Here is a 14,403-nt window from a genome sequence, read left to right on the forward strand (position 1 = left end):
GTCAGGCGGCGACCGGCTGCGGTGCCGGAGCAGGCGTGGTCAGGTGAGCTGGGCGCTTCAGTTCCTTGGCGAGCGTGACGCACAGGGCGCCGACGATCGTTCCGGCGGCGAGGGCGGCGAAGAACCACAGGACCCGGTCCATCGCGAAGATGACGAACACGCCGCCGTGCGGAGCAGTGAGCGTGACATCGGTCGCCATCACGATCGCGCCGGTCACGGCGCCGCCGACCATCATCGACGGGATCACGCGGAACGGATCGGCCGCGGCGAACGGGATAGCGCCTTCGGAGATGAACGACGCACCGAGCAGCCATGCGGCCTTGCCGTTCTCGCGTTCCGCGGTGCTGTAGAGCTTCGGCCGCAGCGTCGAGGACAGCGCCATCGCCAGCGGCGGCACCATGCCGGCGGCCATGACCGCGGCCATGATCTGCAGCGACGCGTGGTTGTCGACGGCCAAACCGGCGACCGCGAACGCGTACGCGGCCTTGTTGACCGGGCCGCCGAGATCGAAGCACATCATCAGGCCGAGGATCACACCGAGGATCACGGCGGAGCCGCCGGACAGGCCGTTGAGCCAGTCGGTGAGCCCGGTCGTGATCGCGGCCAGCGGCCGGCCCAGCACCAGGAACATCAGCGCCCCGACGATGAGCGTGGCGAGCAGCGGGATGATCACGACGGGCTTGAGCCCGCGCGCCCACACCGGTAGCGGGATCCGTCCCACCCACAGGGCCGCGAAACCGGCGATGATGCCGCCGACGAGACCGCCGATGAACCCGGCGCCGACGAAGACCGCGACCGCGCCGGCGGTGAATCCGGGTGCCAGGCCGGGGCGGTCGGCGATCGCGAAGGCGATGTACCCGGCGAGGGCGGGCACCAGGAACGAGAACGCCAGCGACCCGAGCTGGAACAGCACCGCGCCGAGATAGGTGGCGACTCCGCCGGCCGGCAGGTCCCACAGGGTGTTGTTCACTACGATATCGGCGGCCGAATCGGAGATGTCGTACCCGCCGAGCAGGAATCCCAGCGCGATGAGCAGACCACCCGCCGCGACGAACGGGATCATGTAGCTCACGCCGGTGAGCAGGATCTGCCGGATGCGGGTGCCCCAGCCGAGTTCGCCGCCCCGGGTCTCCTCCGCATCCGCGGGAGCGGAACCGGCCTCGACGGTCGCGGTGGACGGGTCGGCTGCGGCACGGACCGCTTCGGCGATCATCGCGTCGGGCTCGTTGATCGCACGCTTGACGCCGGACGCGACCACGGGCTTACCGGCGAAGCGCTCGCGGCCCTTGACGCCGACGTCGGTCGCGAAGATGACCGCGTCCGCGGCGGCGATCGCCGCGGACGGCAGGGGAGTGCTGCCGGCCGAGCCCTGGGTCTCGACGCGGACGGTGACGCCCGCGCGCTGCCCGGCTGCGGTGAGGGCGTCGGCGGCCATGTAGGTGTGGGCGATGCCGGTGGGGCACGCGGTGATCGCGACGATCGTGCGTTCGGTGGGGGCCGCGTCGGAGGACACCGCCTCCGCTTCGGGTTCCGGCCGGGGTTCCGACACAGGTTCCGGCGCCGGCTGGGGTGGTGGCGGCAACACGCCCTCGACGAGGGCGATGACGTCCGCCTCGGTGGCGGCGCCGCGCAGCGACGCGACGAACTCGGGGCGGACCAGCGCGCGGGCCAGCGACGACAGCAGTTTCATGTGTTCGGCGCCGGCCCCTTCGGGTGCGGCGATCAGGAACACGAGGTCGGCGGGGCCGTCGGGGGCACCGAAGTCGACCTTCGGGGCCAGCCGCGCGAATCCGAGCGACGCCGCGGTGACCGCCTCGGACCGGCAGTGCGGGATAGCCAGGCCTCCGGGAAGACCGGTCGCCGACTTGTCCTCCCGGGCCAGGGCGGCGGCCGCGAGTGCGTCGGCGTCGGAGGCGCGGCCCGCTCCGGTGAGCCGCTGGGCCAGTGCGGTGATCACCGCGGCCTTGTCGGTGCCGAGATCGGCGTCGAGCGTGATGAGATCCGCGGCGATGATCGCGGGTGCGGTATCTGGCATGACAGGTCCTTACGAGTGGTGGGGGAGTACCGCGGAGCGGGGATCGAGGTCGGTGACGGTCACCGCGGCCGGATCGACCGAGTCCGGGCCGGGCAGTGCGGTGCCCGGCAGGGCGACGGCGGCGCATCCGTACGCCACGGCGTGCCGGAGCCGGTCGGCCGGGCCGAGACCGTTGCGTTCGGCGACGAGGTAGCCGGCGAGCGACGAATCGCCGGCGCCGACCGTGCTGCGGGCGGTGACCGCCGGTGCCACGGCCCGCCACGCACCCTCGGCGGTGACCAGCACCGCACCGGCGGCGCCCAGCGTGGCCAGCACCGCCCCGACCCCGCGGGCGACGAGGCTGCGCCCGGCCGCGACCACCGGAGCGGTGTCGCCGGCGGCCGCGGCGGCTTCGAGCGCCGCGGAATCGGCGCCGGTGAGCTGGGCGAGTTCGTCGGAGTTCGGTTTGACGAGATCCGGTGCGGCCTCCGGGAACCGCGCCGAGAGTGCCAGCAGCGGCGCCTCTGAGGTGTCCACCGCGATCCGGGTTCCGGTGGCGCGCAGTGCACACACCAGGTCGGCGTACCAGTCGTCCGGAACGCTCGGGGGCAGCGATCCGGAGAGCACCGTCCAGTCCGCCCCGGCGGCCCGGGCGACCACGGCGGCCCGGAGTTCCGCGCGTGTCCGGGGGCCGTATGCACTACCGGGTTCGTTGAGTTTCGTAGTGGTGCCGTCGGGTTCGGCGACGGTGGTGTTGGTTCGTGCGAGCGATGCGGTTTCTATTGCCAGGCAGTCGATTCCGTGTGTTTCGAGGGCGGCGAGGAGTGGGTCTCCCGGGTTGCCCGGCAGGATCGCGAGAACCGGGTGGCCGGCGGCGTGCAGGACCCGTGCGACGTTGATGCCCTTGCCTCCGGGGTCGACGAGCACGTCGGCGGTGCGGTGCACGGCGCCTCGGACGAGCGGGCCGGACAGCGCGATCGTGCGGTCCAGGCTCGGATTGGCGGTCAGTGTGACGATCACGCCGTCACCACCTCGATTCCCTGTTCCATGAGCTGGATTCGGTCGGTCTCGTCGATCTCGCTGTCGGTGACGAGGACGTCGACGGCAGCGAGGGGAGCGAAACTCAGCAGGTGCCGCCGGCCGATCTTGGAGGAGTCGGCGACCACGACGACGCGGTCCGCGGCCTCGACCATCCGGCGCTTCACCGCGGCTTCGTCCGCGTCGGGCGTCGACAGGCCGTGATCGGCGGACAGTGCGTTGGTACCGATGAAGGCGACGTCGACGTGCAGCATGCCGAGGTAGCGCAACGCGTCCTCGCCGACGGTGGCCTGCGTGACGCCGCGGACGCGACCGCCGAGCAGATGCAGCCGGACGGAGCCGAGCCCGGCGAGCCGTGCCGCGATGGGTACCGAGTTCGTCACGACGGTGAGGTCGACGTCGGTGGGCAGGGCCGCGACCAGGCGACCGGTCGTGGTTCCCGCGTCGATGACGACGCTCCCGCCGGATTCCGGCAGGAATCGGGTGGCGGCCGCGGCGATGCGGTCCTTGAATCCGGCGCGGGTCTGGTCGCGTTCCGCCAGGCCGGGTTCGGTGACGGTGAGGGATGCGGCGGGGATGGCGCCGCCGTGGACACGCCGCACGTGGCCGAGCCGTTCGAGCATGGCCAGATCGCGGCGGACGGTTTCGGTCGTGACGCCGTACCGACCGGCGAGTTCGGCGACGGACATGCGTCCGCGCCGCTCGATCAGCTCGCCGATCGCCTGTTGCCGTTCCTCTGCGTACACCGGGTCTCCTCGTCGCCTGCGGAAAATGTTGCTTTATGTTGTTTTACGCCCGTATGTGTTGACATGTCAATGCTCCGGAGTAATCTCGATCACATCGATCTCCGCCAGTGGCGAGGAGGAAGCATGAAGAACGTGATGCCGGTGGCAGACGGTTCGCCGGTGCGCGAAGTCCACGGAACCCCCGTCGTGCCCGGTGTGGCCTACGGCCCGGCGATCCGCCCCGCGCCGCGCCCCGAACTACCCACCGCGCACGCGGGCGTTCCCGACACCGCCCGCGCAGCCGAAGCGGAACGGTTCACGGCCGCCGCGAGCGTCGTCGCCGACAGGTTGCGGGCCCGCGCCGCCCACGCCTCCGGCGCCGCCGCCGAGGTGCTGCTGGCCAACGCCGGCCTCGCCGAGGACCGCGCCTGGATCGGCGCCGCCACCGGCAGGATCCGCAACGGATCGGACGCCGTGGCCGCCGCGATCGACACCACCGAGCAGTTCGCGACGATGTTCGCGCAGTTGGGTGGGCTCATGGCCGAGCGGGTCACCGACCTGCGCGACATCCGCGACCGCGTCGTCGCGGAACTTAGCGGACATCCGGAACCGGGAATCCAGCTGCCCGACGAGCCGTCGGTGCTGCTCGCCGAGGACCTCGCCCCGGCCGATACCGCCGGCCTGGACCCCACCCGCATCATCGGGCTGGCCACCACCCTGGGCGGACCCACGAGCCACACCGCGATCATCGCGCGCCAGCTGGGCATTCCGTGCGTGGTCGCCGCGGCGGGACTCGACGCGATCCCGGCGGGCGCGGCCGTCCTGCTCGACGGTTCCACCGGCGAGATCCGCATGGATGCGGACCCGGAGGCCGCACGCGCGGCGGTCGAGGTGGACCGGCAGGAACGCGCCCGCGTGGCCTCCTGGACCGGCCCCGGTGCCACCGCCGACGGCCACCCGGTCGCGATCCTCGCGAACGTGCAGGACGGTGCCGGCGCGCGTGCAGCCCGGCAGACCCCCGCCGAGGGAGTCGGCCTGTTCCGCACCGAGCTGTGCTTCCTGGACCGGGACGTCGAACCGTCGGTGGCCGAGCAGGCCGACATCTACGCGGAGGTGCTCACCGCCTATGCCGGGCGCAAGGTCGTCGTGCGCACCCTCGACGCCGGGTCCGACAAGCCGCTGCGGTTCGTGACCCATCCCGACGAACACAACCCGGCGCTCGGTGTGCGGGGCATCCGGATCGAGGCGACCGCACCCGGCATCGTCGAGCGGCAACTCGACGCGGTGGCCGAGGCGGCCGCGCGGACCGGCCAGTCGCCGTGGGTCATGGCCCCGATGATCGCGACCGTCGCCGAGGCCGCCCGGTTCGCCGCGCTGGTGCGGGCCCGGGAGATGGTGCCGGGCGTCATGATCGAGGTGCCCGCCGCGGCACTGCTCGCCGACCGGCTGCTCGAGCACGTCGACTTCCTGTCCGTCGGCACCAACGATCTCGGCCAGTACACGATGGCCGCCGACCGCATGTCCCCGCAGCTCGCGGCGCTGACCGACCCGTGGCAGCCGGCCGTGCTCGCGCTCGTCGCCCGGACCGCGGAGGCCGGCCGGACGGCCGGAAAACCGGTCGGAGTGTGCGGGGAGGCCGCCGCCGATCCGCTGCTCGGCTGCGTACTGGCCGGGCTCGGCGTCACCTCGCTGTCGTGCGCGGCGGCCGCGGTCGGCGCGGTCGGCGCCCGGCTCGCGACGGTCACTCTCGACCGGTGCCGGGAGGCCGCCGAAGCGGCCGTCGCCGCCGCGGATCCGGCGTCCGCCCGTGCGGCGGTCACCCGCATCCTGGGCTGAGCACTGCGCGGCGCGCCTTCCTGGCCTTACGATTCCGTTTCGTGAGCGAACCGGTGAAGACCACGAAGAGGGTACGTGCGGGCGTCGGCTGGACACTGCACGGTGACGGCCGCCGCATCACCCACGGCGGGGTCGTTGCTCCGGACGAACGGTTGTCCTGGCCGCGGACCGTCGGCATCGGCATGCAGCACGTCATCGCCATGTTCGGAGCCACCTTGCTGGTGCCGACGATCACCGGTTTCCCGGTCACCACGACGCTGCTGTTCTCCGGGATCGGCACCGCGCTGTTCCTGCTGATCACGCGGGGCCGGGTGCCCAGCTACCTCGGTTCGTCCTTCGCCTTCATCGCCCCGCTCACCGCGTCGGCGGCCGATGGACCCGCCGCGCAACTGGGCGGCATCGTCGCCGTCGGCGTGCTGCTCGCCGTCGTCGGGCTCGTGGTCAAGGCGCTCGGCGCCCGCGTCATCGACGCCGTGATGCCGCCGGTGGTGACCGGCGCGATCGTCGCGCTCATCGGCCTGAACCTGGCCCCCACCGCCGTCGGCTCGTTCGAGGCGCAGCCGCTGATCGCCGCGATCACCCTGGTCTCGATCCTGCTGGTCACCGTGCTCGGTCCCGGCCTGCTCGGCCGGCTCGGCATCCTCGTCGGTGTCGTGATCGGCTGGGTGTTCGCCGCGGTCACCGGCGGTCTGGCCGACGACCGGCTCACGGCGCTGCGCGACGCCGCCTGGTTCGGGGTTCCGGAACTGCGCGGCCCCACGTTCCAGCTGTCGGTCGTGCTGGTCGCGCTGCCCGTGGTGATCGTCCTGATCGCCGAGAACGTCGGCCACGTCAAGGCCGTGTCCGCGATGACCGGACGCAATCTCGACGACGTCGCCGGCGATGCCCTGTTCGCCGACGGCCTGGCTACGACCCTCGCCGGCTTCGGGGGCGGCTCGGGCACGACGACCTACGCCGAGAACATCGGGGTCATGGCCGCCACCCGCGTCTACTCGACCGCCGCGTACTGGGTTGCCGCGGCCACCGCCGTCGTCCTGGCGTTCTCCCCGAAATTCGGCGCACTCGTCTTCACCGTCCCGGACGGCGTGCTCGGCGGCGCGACCCTGGTCCTGTACGGCCTGATCGGCATCCTCGGCGTCCGCATCTGGATGGACGCGAAGGTCGACTTCACCGACCCGGTGAACCTCACCGTCGTGGCTGCCGCGCTCGTCGCGGGCATCGGCGACCTGACGCTGTCGATCGGATCGGTCGAACTCGGCGGCATCGCATGGGGATCGATCGGCATCCTCGTCGCCTACCCGATCCTCCGGAAGTTGGCGAACCTCCGAGGGTGACCCTGCCGCCGTTCCACACCGGCGACAACTGTCACAAAACGTGCTCGCTCCTGTCAGCGTCACAACAGGTGGTACTTGCCTACCGTAAGGGCGAAGTACGCCGTGACCTACAGGAGCGCACATGGAACGCACCCTCTTCGAACCCGAACACGAACTCTTCCGCGAGTCGTACCGGAAGTTCCTCGAGCAGGAGGTGGCACCCTTCCACGAGCAGTGGGAGAAGGACAAGATCGTCGACCGTGAGGTCTGGAAGAAGGCCGGGGCGCAGGGCTTTCTGGGCATGGCCGTTCCCGAGGAGTACGGCGGAGGCGGTGTCGACGACTTCCGGTACAACGTCGTGCTCACCGAGGAGACCACCCGCGGCGGCTACAGCGGTGTCGGTTTCATGCTGCACAACGACGTCGTGGCTCCCTACCTGCTGAACCTCGCGAACGAGGAGCAGAAGCAGCGGTGGCTGCCCGGCTTCTGTTCCGGCGAGATCATCACCGCCATCGCGATGACCGAACCCGGCACCGGTAGCGACCTGCAGGGCATCAAGACCCGTGCGGTGCGCGACGGCGACGACTGGATCCTCAACGGCTCCAAGACGTTCATCACCAACGGCATCAACGCCGACCTGGTGATCGTCGTTGCCTGCACCGACCCCGAGAAGGGCGCCCAGGGCTTCTCGCTCCTCGTCGTCGAGCGCGGCATGCCCGGTTTCGAGCGCGGCCGCAATCTCGACAAGATCGGTCTCGACGCGCAGGACACCGCGGAGCTGAGCTTCGACAACGTGCGCGTGCCCGGCGCGAATCTGCTCGGTGAAGAGGGCCTCGGCTTCATCTACCTGATGCAGAACCTCCCGCAGGAGCGCCTGTCGATCGCGGTGGTCGCCGCGGCCGCCATGGAGCAGGTCCTCGAGGACACCCTGCAGTACTGCCGCGACCGCAAGGCGTTCGGCAAGTCCATCGGCAAGTTCCAGAACACCCGGTTCGAGCTGGCCGAACTCGCCACCGAGACGCAGATCGCGCGCGTGTTCGTCGACAAGTGCATCGAGTCGCTCAACGCCGGCACGCTCACCGTGCCGGAGGCGGCGATGGCGAAGTACTGGACCACCGACAAGCAGGTCGAGCTCATCGACCGGTGCCTCCAGTTGCACGGCGGCTACGGCTACATGCGTGAGTACCCGGTCGCGAAGGCGTACCTGGATGCTCGCGTGCAGAAGATCTACGGCGGCACCAACGAGATCATGAAGGAGGTCATCGGCCGTTCGCTGAACGTCTGAGCGACCTTCCGGAAAACCACATCGGGGCGGTACCGCAATCGCGGTACCGCCCCGATGTCGTTGTGGGAGATCTCAGATCTTCCGGATCACGGTGACGACCTTGCCGAGGATGACGGCGTCGTTGCCGGGGATCGGTTCGAACATCGGATTGTGCGGCATGAGCCACACGTCCTTCTTCACTCGCTTGAAGGTCTTCACGGTGGCTTCCCCGTCGAGCATCGCAGCGACGATGTCGCCGTTCTCGGCGACGTTCTGCTGGCGCACGACCACCCAGTCGCCGTCGCAGATCGCGGCGTCGATCATCGATTCGCCGACGACCTTGAGCAGGAACAGCGATCCCTGGCCGACGAGTTCGCGGGGGAGCGGGAAGACGTCCTCGACGGCCTCCTCGGCGAGGATCGGGCCACCGGCCGCGATCCTGCCCACGACCGGCACCATCGCCGCGGACGGTACCGCCGACGTTGCGGGAGCGGTGGTCTCGGTGCTGTCGTCGGGGGTGACCGCGCTGTCCTCGAGGCCGCGGACATCGACGGCGCGCGGCCGGTTGGCGTCGCGCCGCAGGAAGCCCTTGCGTTCGAGGGTGCGCAGCTGATGGGCCACGGACGACGTGGAGTTGAGCCCGACAGCGTCGCCGATCTCCCGGATGCTCGGCGGGTACCCTCGCTCGGCCACCGAATCGCGGATCACTTCGAGAACGCGCCGCTGGCGCTCGGTGAGCCCGGCCGTCGAATCGGCGACGACCGTCCGGGCGGGGCCGCTCGCGGAGTTGGCGTCCGTCATGGTCGTGACCTCCGTGCGTCGAGTGTCGGATGTGCTGGTTGTGATGTATCGAATCTATCCGCATTCGCGCGCGTTATCAAACACCTGTTCGAGATTTCCGGCTCGAAAAGCTGACAAGTCGATCATGGCGTGGTAGAAATTCGAACAGATGTTCTTCGAACCTTTGATCGAACGAAGGGTCGACATAGATCGAACACTTGAGCGATCGAGCGAGAAATGCGCAGTTCGCGCAGCCGATCGAGTACCGCGACCGGTCGAGCACGGAGGATCCGATGGGTGCAGCAGCAGTTCGCCGAACCGAGTGGAACGAGTTCACGACCGGCCCGATGCGGGTCGACCCCGCCCACGAGCGGGACGCCCGGATCTATCGCTTCCCGGTCCGGCCGCCGTTTCCCCGCCCGAATGCGGGACACATCGAATACCGCCGTCCGGCAGCGGCTCCCGTCGCGTGCACCGACCGCACCCGCCCGGCGGCGCTGTCGTTCCCCCGGGCCGTGCGGCAGACGGTGGTGACGGTGCTCCTCACTGCGACCGCGCTCGTCGCGATCCTCGCGGTGGGGTACCTGCGGACGAGCGAGGTCGCGGCGCATGTTCCGCGCACCGACGTCGCGGTCGTCAGAATCGGCGAATCGCTCGCCGACGTCGCCGCCCGGATCGCCCCGGACGCCGCCACGGTCCAGGTAGTGGAGCAGATCTCCGAGCTCAACATGCTGTCCGGCACCACGGTGCGTCCCGGTCAGCAGCTCATCGTTCCGGTCGTCGGCCGCGGGTGAGCTGCCGTGCTCGACCGGGGACCGGACCGGGACGAATCCGGCCGGCAGGTATTGTCGATTCCTGTAAGCCACACCACCCCGTGTGGTCGCGTCGGGGCAGCTCCACCTCAGGGCGGGGATGACCTCGGGAAGACGGTTCGACGCCGACGTCGCGGCCCGCACGGCAGCGACGAAGGAACCGACATGTATTGCCCGTACTGCCGGCACCCGGATTCTCGGGTCGTCGATTCGCGCGAGGCCGATGAGGGCGCCGCGATCCGCCGGCGCCGGGCATGTCCCGAATGCGGCCGCCGATTCACCACCGTCGAAACCGCGGTGCTGTCCGTCGTCAAGCGCAGCGGCGTGACCGAGCCGTTCAGCCGCGAGAAGGTCGTGCGCGGCGTCGCCCGCGCGTGCCAGGGTCGCGCGGTCGACAACGACGCGCTCAACCTGCTGGCGCAGCAGGTCGAGGACGCGGTGCGGGCCAAGGGTTCTCCCGAGGTGCCCAGCCACGAAGTCGGTCTGGCCATCCTCGGCCCGCTCCGGGACCTCGACGAGGTCGCCTATCTGCGATTTGCGTCCGTGTACCGGGGCTTCAGCTCGGCGGAGGACTTCGAACGCGAGATCAAGGAACTGCGCGAGCATCAGGCGCGGCGCAGCACCGACCCCGGCGAGGACTGACCCTCGCGGGTGTCGGTGCGGCGCACGGCTCGGCGCCGGTGCTCGACCGTTCAGCGAATCGCGCTGATGGCCTTCATGATTCGCTTCTCCGACACCGGGATCCGAGTTCCAAGGCCCTGCGCGAACAGGCTCACCCGCAGCTCCTCGATCAACCAGTACACCTCGTTCACGTCCGCGCCGGCCCGGCGTTCCTCGGGCAGCCGGGCGAGCAGCCGATCGTATTCGGCGTACACCCGGTCGAGTACGTCCATGCCCTGGGCGTCGCGGTGGGCGCTCGCCGGAAGTGCCTCGAGGCGCTGCGCTGCGGCGGCGAGATATCTCGGCAGGTCCGCGAGACGGCGACTGCCGAGGTCGGTCACGAAGCCCGCGAACAGCAGCGAGGCCAGTTGCTCCCGCACATCGTCGGCGGCCTCGCCGCGCACCCGGTCCAGCAGCACCCCGACCTCGTGGGCCCGGGACAGCGCCGGCACCACCAGCTTCAGCAGCGCCGACACCCGGCCGGGCAGCTGCGCCCGGACCGTCTTGACCATCGCCTCGAATTCCTCGGGGGTCCGGATCGGCGCGCCGTGCGCCGCGACCAGTTCGTCGACGGCGCAGGCCCGGCAGTCCTCGAGCAGCGCGTCGAACGAACCGTCCGGATTGCGGCCGAGCGCGAGACGTTCCGCGTTGGTCAGCCCCGACGTGGCGGCGCGCGCCTGCGTCGGAACCGCCGCCAGCAGCAGCGCCCGCAGGCCGGTGCGGGTCGCGGCGCGTTGTGCCTGCGGGGTGCTCAGGACTCGGACCGCGACACCGGACCCCTCGCTCACCAGGGCCGGATAGCCGGTCACCTGCTGGTTCCCGACCGTGCGCGTCACGGTCTCCGGCAGCGTGCCGAGCGTCTCTGCCGTCCACACCAGCGCCGGCGCGCGTTCGGTGCTCGACGCAGCGCGCGCCACCTCCGCGTCGACGCGCACCGCCAGCTTCTTGCGCAGGTCCGCCAGGCTCTTGCTGTGCCCCAGGACCTTCCCGCGCTCGTCGACCGCCGCGAACGTCAGCCGCAGATGTTCGGGCAGGGCCGCGACGTCGAAATCGCTCGGTTCGATGCGGCAGTTCCCGAGCCGCGACAACTCGCGGGCCATCGCGTTGACGAGCGGCTCGCTGCGCGGGGTGACCGACGCGAGCGCGGCCGCCGCGAAGTCCGGTGCCGGAACAACTTGGCGCCGAAGCTGTTTCGGCAAGGTCTTGATCAATGCCGTCACGAGTTCGTGACGCATGCCCGGCACGAGCCAGTCGAACCCGACCGGGCGGATCCCGGCCAGCAACGCCACGGGGATGCGGGCGGTCACGCCGTCCTGTTCGGTGCCCGGCTCGAACTGGTAGGTGAGCGGGAACTGCACATCGCCCTGCCGCCACGCGTCGGGATAGTCCCCCTCGAGCACTGCGGCGGCGTCCTGATTGACGACCGTTTCCGGGGTGAACGTCAGCAGTTCGGGATCCTGCTGGCGCGCCTTCTTCCACCACGTGTCGAAATGCCTGGCCGACACGGCATTCGGTCCGACCCGTTCGTCGTAGAAGGCGAACAGCGTTTCGTCGTCGACGAGGATGTCCCGTCGCCGCGCACGATGCTCGAGTTCCTCGACGTCCTCGAGCAACGCCCGGTTGGCGTGGAAGAACTTGTGCCGCGTGCGCCATTCGCCCTGCACCAGCGCGTGCCGGATGAACAGGTCGCGCGAGACCTCCCGATCGATCGTGCCGTACTGCACCGGGCGTTGCGCCACGAGAGGGATGCCGTAGAGCGTGACGCGCTCGTAGGCCATCGCCGCCTCGCGTTTGATCGACCAGTGCGGCTCCGAATACGTGCGTTTGACCAGATGCGGGGCCAATTTCTCGACCCATTCCGGCTCGATGCGCGCCGCCATGCGCGCCCACAATCGTGACGTTTCGACGAGTTCGGCGGCCATCACCCAACGCGGTGGCTTCTTGAACAGCGACGACCCGGGGAAGATCGCGAAACGCGAACCGCGCGCCCCGAGATAGTCCCGCTTGTCGCCCTCGCGCAGCCCGACGTGGGAGAGCAGACCGGCGAGCAGCGACTGGTGGATCGAGTCCTCGGAGACGTCCTGGTGGCGGGTCTCCCAGCCGAGGTTCAGGGTGATCTGACGCAGCTGCCCCTGCAGGTCCTGCCATTCGCGGATCCGCAGCCAGTGCAGGAACTCGTTGCGGCACATCTTCCGGAACTGGTTGGACGACAGTGCTTTCCGTTGTTCCTTCAGATAGTCCCACAGGCGCAGGAAGGCCAGGAAATCGGAGCCCTCGACCGCGAAGCGGGCGTGCTTCTCGTCGGCTGCCTGCTGGAACTCGGCGGGACGTTCACGCACGTCCTGGATCGACAACGCCGCCACGATGATCAGCACCTCGCGCAGACAGCCGTTGCGGTGGCCCTCGACGATCATCCGCGCCATCCGCGGGTCGACGGGCAGCCGCGCGAGTTCGCGGCCGGTCGCGGTGAGCTTGGGCAGCTCGTCGCGCTTGGCCGGCTCGAGGGCACCGAGCTCTTCGAGCAGCGCGATGCCGTCGCGGATCGCGCGCGGGTCCGGTGGTTCGACGAACGGGAACGACGCGATGTCGCCGAGACCGAGCGCGGTCATCTGCAGCACCACCGACGCCAGGTTGGTGCGCAGGATCTCCGGTTCGGTGAACTCCGGGCGGGCTTCGAAGTCCTCCTCGGAGTACAGCCGGATGCAGATACCGTCGGCGACGCGGCCACAGCGACCGGACCGCTGCCGCGCCGACGCCTGCGAGATCTCCTCGATAGGCAGCCGCTGCACCTTGGTCCGCACCGAATAGCGCGAAATGCGCGCGGTGCCGGGGTCGACGACGTAGCGGATACCGGGGACGGTCAGCGACGTCTCGGCGACGTTGGTGGACAACACCACCCGGCGGCCCGTGTGCGGGGTGAAGACCTTGTGCTGCTCGGCCGCCGACAACCGCGCATACAGCGGCAGGATCTCGGTGTTGCGCAGCTTGCGGTCGCGCAGGGCGTCGGCGGTATCGCGGATCTCGCGTTCACCGGAGAGGAACACCAGGATGTCGCCGTCACCGGCGGCCTGCAGTTCCTCGACCGCCTCGCACACCGCATCGACGGGATCCCGGTCGATCAGCTGATCGCCGACCTCGACCGTGAGCGGCCGGTACCGGATCTCGACCGGGAACGTCCGCCCCGACACCTCGACGATCGGTGCCGGGGTCCCGTCGGGGGCGGCGAAGTGCCGTGCGAACCGTTCCGGATCGATCGTCGCCGAGGTGATGATCACCTTCAGATCGGGCCGTCGGGGCAGCAGCTGCTGCAGGTAGCCGAGGATGAAGTCGATGTTGAGGCTGCGCTCGTGAGCCTCGTCGATGATCAGGGTGTCGTAGCGGCGCAGCAGCGGGTCGCGCTGGATCTCGGCGAGCAGAATGCCGTCGGTCATGAGCTTGACCAGTGTCGAGTCCGACACCTGGTCGGTGAAGCGCACCGTGTAGCCGACGGTCTCGCCCAGTTCGGTGTCGAGTTCCTCGGCGAGACGTTCGGCGACCGCCCGCGCGGCGATGCGCCGCGGCTGGGTGTGCCCGATCAGCCCGCGCACACCGCGACCGAGTTCGAGGCAGATCTTCGGGATCTGCGTGGTCTTGCCCGAACCGGTCTCGCCGGCCACGACGACCACCTGCCGGTCGCGGATCGCGGCCGCGATGTCGTCCTTGCGCTGCGACACCGGCAGCGTCTCGGGATAGGTGATCGCGGGGACGGCGGCGGCCCGCTCGGCGAGGCGGATGCGGGCCCGTTCGATCTCGGCGGCGATCGCGGTGAGCGCGTCGGCGCCGCGAGCGCGATCGAGCTTGCGGCGGAGACGTTGTTCGTCGCGGAGCGACACCTCGGCGAGGGCCGACTTCAGGTCGCGGCGGTTCGGGGCGGGAGAGATGGACATGCTGAAGAGACAGCCTAGCGAAACACGATCGTCGG

10 protein-coding genes are annotated in these 14,403 nt (G+C 70.1%); 5 read left to right on the plus strand and 5 right to left on the minus strand.

The genetic code is table 11. The features are described from left to right. Nucleotide 1: 1 nt before the first annotated feature. Genes M1M07_RS14820 through M1M07_RS14830 form a run of 3 tightly spaced genes read right to left on the minus strand, consistent with a single transcriptional unit; the run spans nucleotide 2 to nucleotide 3,798 of the window. Nucleotides 2-2,035: a fructose-specific PTS transporter subunit EIIC gene (locus M1M07_RS14820; protein ID WP_248674747.1), complete on the minus strand. Its 2,034-nt coding sequence runs from the start codon at nucleotides 2,033-2,035 to the stop codon at nucleotides 2-4. Nucleotides 2,036-2,044: 9 nt separating this feature from the next. Beyond that, entirely contained in the window at nucleotides 2,045-3,034 is a 990-nt protein-coding gene (locus M1M07_RS14825; protein WP_197254669.1) for a 1-phosphofructokinase family hexose kinase, read from the minus strand. Beyond that, on the minus strand, nucleotides 3,031-3,798 hold the full coding sequence (locus M1M07_RS14830) for a DeoR/GlpR family DNA-binding transcription regulator (RefSeq protein WP_248674748.1): 768 nt from the start codon (nucleotides 3,796-3,798) through the stop codon (nucleotides 3,031-3,033). Before M1M07_RS14830 ends, M1M07_RS14825 begins: the two co-directional genes overlap by 4 nt. 123 nt (nucleotides 3,799-3,921) lie before the next feature. On the opposite strand from M1M07_RS14830, the gene M1M07_RS14835 reads away from it, so the two are divergent. The 3 genes from M1M07_RS14835 to M1M07_RS14845 all read left to right on the plus strand — a co-directional run bounded on the left by M1M07_RS14835 (nucleotide 3,922) and on the right by M1M07_RS14845 (nucleotide 8,211). Then, nucleotides 3,922-5,613 carry a phosphoenolpyruvate--protein phosphotransferase gene (locus tag M1M07_RS14835; RefSeq protein WP_197254667.1) on the plus strand — a complete coding sequence of 564 codons (1,692 nt, stop codon included), beginning with the start codon at nucleotides 3,922-3,924 and terminating at the stop codon, nucleotides 5,611-5,613. A gap of 41 nt (nucleotides 5,614-5,654) precedes the next feature. Further along, on the plus strand, nucleotides 5,655-6,947 hold the full coding sequence (locus tag M1M07_RS14840) for a uracil-xanthine permease family protein (protein ID WP_248674749.1): 1,293 nt from the start codon (nucleotides 5,655-5,657) through the stop codon (nucleotides 6,945-6,947). Between the two features lie 121 nt (nucleotides 6,948-7,068). After that, nucleotides 7,069-8,211, plus strand: coding sequence for an acyl-CoA dehydrogenase family protein (locus M1M07_RS14845; RefSeq protein WP_197254665.1), 1,143 nt, complete (start codon nucleotides 7,069-7,071; stop codon nucleotides 8,209-8,211). A 72-nt stretch (nucleotides 8,212-8,283) separates the two neighbouring features. Here the strand turns inward: M1M07_RS14845 and lexA are convergent, their stop codons facing one another. Then, nucleotides 8,284-8,991, minus strand: a complete 708-nt coding sequence (gene lexA / locus M1M07_RS14850; RefSeq protein WP_197254663.1) for a transcriptional repressor LexA — start codon at nucleotides 8,989-8,991, stop codon at nucleotides 8,284-8,286. Between the two features lie 272 nt (nucleotides 8,992-9,263). Between lexA and M1M07_RS14855 the strand changes: the two genes are divergently transcribed. Beyond that, nucleotides 9,264-9,764 (plus strand): LysM peptidoglycan-binding domain-containing protein, encoded by a 501-nt coding sequence (locus tag M1M07_RS14855; RefSeq protein WP_248674750.1) that lies wholly within the window; start codon nucleotides 9,264-9,266, stop codon nucleotides 9,762-9,764. A 183-nt stretch (nucleotides 9,765-9,947) separates the two neighbouring features. After that, nucleotides 9,948-10,424 (plus strand): transcriptional regulator NrdR, encoded by a 477-nt coding sequence (gene nrdR / locus M1M07_RS14860; RefSeq protein WP_197254661.1) that lies wholly within the window; start codon nucleotides 9,948-9,950, stop codon nucleotides 10,422-10,424. A gap of 50 nt (nucleotides 10,425-10,474) precedes the next feature. On the opposite strand, the gene hrpA is transcribed toward nrdR, so the two are convergent. Next, complete coding sequence (gene hrpA / locus M1M07_RS14865; protein WP_248674751.1) at nucleotides 10,475-14,368, minus strand: ATP-dependent RNA helicase HrpA; 3,894 nt, start codon at nucleotides 14,366-14,368, stop codon at nucleotides 10,475-10,477. Nucleotides 14,369-14,403: the final 35 nt, after the last annotated feature.

The sequence above is a fragment of the Rhodococcus sp. HM1 genome (assembly GCF_023218075.1).
Lineage (GTDB): Bacteria > Actinomycetota > Actinomycetes > Mycobacteriales > Mycobacteriaceae > Rhodococcus.

Excerpts from the sequence above, each read along its gene's own strand:
- M1M07_RS14820 (WP_248674747.1), bottom strand. The coding sequence starts at position 2,035 with ATGCCAGATACCGCACCCGCGATCATCGCCGCGGATCTCATCACGCTC.
- M1M07_RS14835 (WP_197254667.1), top strand. The coding sequence starts at position 3,922 with ATGAAGAACGTGATGCCGGTGGCAGACGGTTCGCCGGTGCGCGAAGTC.
- M1M07_RS14845 (WP_197254665.1), top strand. The coding sequence starts at position 7,069 with ATGGAACGCACCCTCTTCGAACCCGAACACGAACTCTTCCGCGAGTCG.
- lexA (WP_197254663.1), bottom strand. The coding sequence starts at position 8,991 with ATGACGGACGCCAACTCCGCGAGCGGCCCCGCCCGGACGGTCGTCGCC.
- M1M07_RS14855 (WP_248674750.1), top strand. The coding sequence starts at position 9,264 with ATGGGTGCAGCAGCAGTTCGCCGAACCGAGTGGAACGAGTTCACGACC.
- nrdR (WP_197254661.1), top strand. The coding sequence starts at position 9,948 with ATGTATTGCCCGTACTGCCGGCACCCGGATTCTCGGGTCGTCGATTCG.
- hrpA (WP_248674751.1), bottom strand. The coding sequence starts at position 14,368 with ATGTCCATCTCTCCCGCCCCGAACCGCCGCGACCTGAAGTCGGCCCTC.